This is a genomic window from Pseudomonas sp. NPDC089741 (assembly GCF_044748825.1).
In the GTDB taxonomy this organism is placed as follows: Bacteria; Pseudomonadota; Gammaproteobacteria; order Pseudomonadales; family Pseudomonadaceae; genus Aquipseudomonas; species Aquipseudomonas helmanticensis.
Map to the genome: position 1 here is coordinate 52230 of NZ_JBIVGT010000038.1, position 2867 is coordinate 55096.

2 protein-coding genes and 2 pseudogenes are annotated in these 2867 nt (G+C 58.5%); 3 read left to right on the forward strand and 1 reads right to left on the reverse strand.

Annotated features, from left to right (window positions below):
• From rpsU to ACIPZE_RS25310, 3 genes and pseudogenes are all read left to right on the forward strand, one after another.
• A partial coding sequence (gene rpsU, locus ACIPZE_RS25300) for a 30S ribosomal protein S21 (protein WP_400776041.1) occupies nucleotides 1-185 on the forward strand: 185 nt, incomplete at its 5' end.
• 485 nt (nucleotides 186-670) lie between these two features.
• On the forward strand, nucleotides 671-2635 hold the full coding sequence (gene dnaG, locus ACIPZE_RS25305; protein ID WP_400776044.1) for a DNA primase: 1965 nt from the start codon (nucleotides 671-673) through the stop codon (nucleotides 2633-2635).
• 67 nt (nucleotides 2636-2702) lie between these two features.
• Nucleotides 2703-2798: pseudogene (locus tag ACIPZE_RS25310) on the forward strand (RNA polymerase sigma factor region1.1 domain-containing protein); the annotation flags it as partial.
• 1 nt (nucleotide 2799) lies between these two features.
• Here the strand turns inward: ACIPZE_RS25310 and ACIPZE_RS25315 are convergent.
• Nucleotides 2800-2867: pseudogene (locus tag ACIPZE_RS25315) on the reverse strand (hypothetical protein); the annotation flags it as partial.

The following is a 2867-nucleotide window of genomic DNA, read 5'->3' on the forward strand; positions in this document are numbered from 1 at the left end:
CCTTCGACGTAGCTCTGCGTCGTTTCAAGCGCTCCTGCGAAAAAGCCGGTGTACTGGCTGAAGTTCGTAGCCGCGAATTTTACGAGAAGCCAACTTCTGAGCGTAAGCGCAAAGCAGCAGCCGCTGTTAAGCGTCACGCCAAGAAAGTTCAGCGCGAACAGCGCCGCGCCGTTCGTCTGTACTAATACACAGACGTTCGTAGCAAGCTTCTTGCCTAAGCCCGGCTCTGAGCCGGGCTAATGGCATTTGCGTAAAACGCTTGATGCTTCAATGTCGAAGCCGCACACGCGACCGAGACAAATCTGCTTCAAACGTCAGACCTGGCTCTTTTGCCAGCGGTGCACGTCTTTTCTGACGAGCCTTTCAAGGCTACTGACGAGCACACCCACTGATTCCTCTTACGACGATCAGCCCAAGGCACCTGCATGCGTGCCCGCTTTATTGAGCTATCCGAGGCCCTTTAACGGCCGCCAGCGGATTCAGCGCAACACTTTCAAATAGTCGAAAACTGATGGGTACTAACGTCAGTGGATTTTCGGCAGATACACTTCCCGACAGCGATTACGCAGACGACACCGGTCGAGCCGCACCTTTTGCGCGCTTCAAACAACGACCCGCGCCCGCCAGCCTTACGCATCGGACTTATTGCAGCGCAGACGACGAGAATGCCATGGCCGGGCTAATTCCCCAGAGCTTCATTGACGACCTGCTGAACCGCACCGACATCGTCGACGTGGTCAGCTCGCGCGTGCAATTGAAGAAGGCCGGCAAGAACTACACCGCCTGTTGCCCGTTTCACAAAGAGAAAACCCCGTCCTTCAGCGTCAGCCCCGACAAACAGTTCTATTACTGCTTCGGCTGCGGCGCCGGCGGTAATGCCTTGGGCTTTCTCATGGATCACGACAATCTGGATTTCCCCCAGGCGGTCGAGGATCTGGCGAAAGCCGCCGGCATGGAAATCCCCCGCGAAGAAAGCGGCCGCGCGCACAAACCGCGCCAGCCGACCGATTCGCCGCTGTACCCGTTGCTCACCGCCGCTGCCGACTTTTACAAGCAGGCGCTCAAGAGCCATCCATCGCGCAAAGCTGCGGTGGACTACCTCAAGGGCCGCGGCCTGACCGGTGAGATCGCCCGGGATTTCGGCCTTGGCTTCGCGCCGCCGGGCTGGGACAACCTGTTCAAGCACTTGAGCAGCGATACGCTTCAGCAAAAAGCCATGATCGACGCCGGCCTGCTGATCGAGAACGCCGAAACCGGCAAACGCTATGACCGCTTCCGCGATCGCGTGATGTTCCCGATCCGCGACACCCGCGGCCGCATCATCGCCTTCGGTGGTCGCGTACTCGGCGACGACAAGCCCAAGTACCTGAACTCCCCGGAAACCCCGGTATTCCATAAAGGCCAGGAACTCTACGGTCTTTATGAAGCACGCAAGAACAACCGCAACCTCGACGAAATCATCGTCGTCGAAGGCTACATGGACGTCATCGCTCTCGCCCAGCAAGGCCTGAAGAATGCCGTCGCGACGCTGGGCACAGCGACCAGCGAAGAACATTTGAAGCGCCTGTTCCGCGTCGTACCGAACGTGCTGTTCTGCTTCGACGGTGACCAGGCTGGCCGTAATGCCGCCTGGCGCGCACTCGAAGCAACGCTGTCGAGCCTGCAGGACGGCCGTCGTGCGCGCTTTCTGTTTCTGCCAGAAGGCGAAGACCCGGACACCTTGGTTCGCGCAGAAGGCACTGACGCGTTCAAGGCGCGGATCAATCAGCACGCGCAGCCGCTGGCCGACTATTTCTTCCAGCAATTGACCGAGGAAGCCGATCCGCGCTCGCTCGAAGGCAAGGCCCATATGGCCACCCTCGCCGCACCGCTGATCGACAAGGTGCCAGGTGCCAACCTGCGCATCCTGATGCGTCAGCGCCTGAGCGAAATCACCGGCCTGAGCAGCGAAACCGTCAGTCAGCTGGCGCAAAGCGCGCCGCAGGAAGCGCCGCCGGCCTACGATCCGGGCATCAATTACGACGCAATGCCGGACTACAGCGACTACCATCAGCCGCAGGCACAGGACATGTATGTGCCGCAGCAGGAATGGACGCCGAAGAAACCCGGTGCCGGCGGCAAGAAATGGGACAAGAAGCCCTGGGACAAGAACGGCAAGCGTGGCGGTGATCGCGATCAGCAACGCCCGCGCACGCCGATTGGCGTCGAGTCGCCGACCCTGACCGCCCTGCGCACACTGCTTCATCACCCGCAATTGGCCGAGCGCGTCGAAGATGCCGGGCACATTGCCGACGAAAATCAGACCAACGCCCAGCTACTTGTGGCGCTGCTCGAAGCCGTACAGAAGAATCCCAAGCTAAACTCATTTCAGTTGATCGCGCGATGGCACGGCACTGAACAGGGTCGCTTGCTCAAGGCACTGGCAGAAAAGGAATGGTTGATTGACGGAGATAACCTTGAACAACAGTTTTTCGACACCATTACTAGCTTGTCAGCCCGCCAACGCGAGCGAAATCTTGAACAGTTACTCAGGAAAGCGCGTCAAGGCGAACTGAGTCTCGAAGAGAAAAATCAACTGCGCGACCTTCTAAGTCGCAATGTTTCCGCATCAAACCCGACCTCAACTGGCGCGTGAGGTCATAGCTCAGGTATAATCCTCGGCTTGTTTTTTGCCCGCCAAGACCTTCAGTGGATAGGGTGTTATGTCCGGAAAAGCGCAACAGCAGTCTCGTATTATTGAGTTGATCAAACTGGGTCGTGAGCAGAAGTATCTGACTTACGCCGAGGTCAACGACCATCGTTACGCTCGACGCCGTCGAGGGCGAAGGCCGAAGCGTCGACGCAGAACACTTCGCTGGCGCCGAATG

What these genes read in the sequence shown, in the direction of transcription:
- dnaG (WP_400776044.1), top strand. Translation starts at nt 671, where the DNA reads ATGGCCGGGCTAATTCCCCAGAGCTTCATTGACGACCTGCTGAACCGC.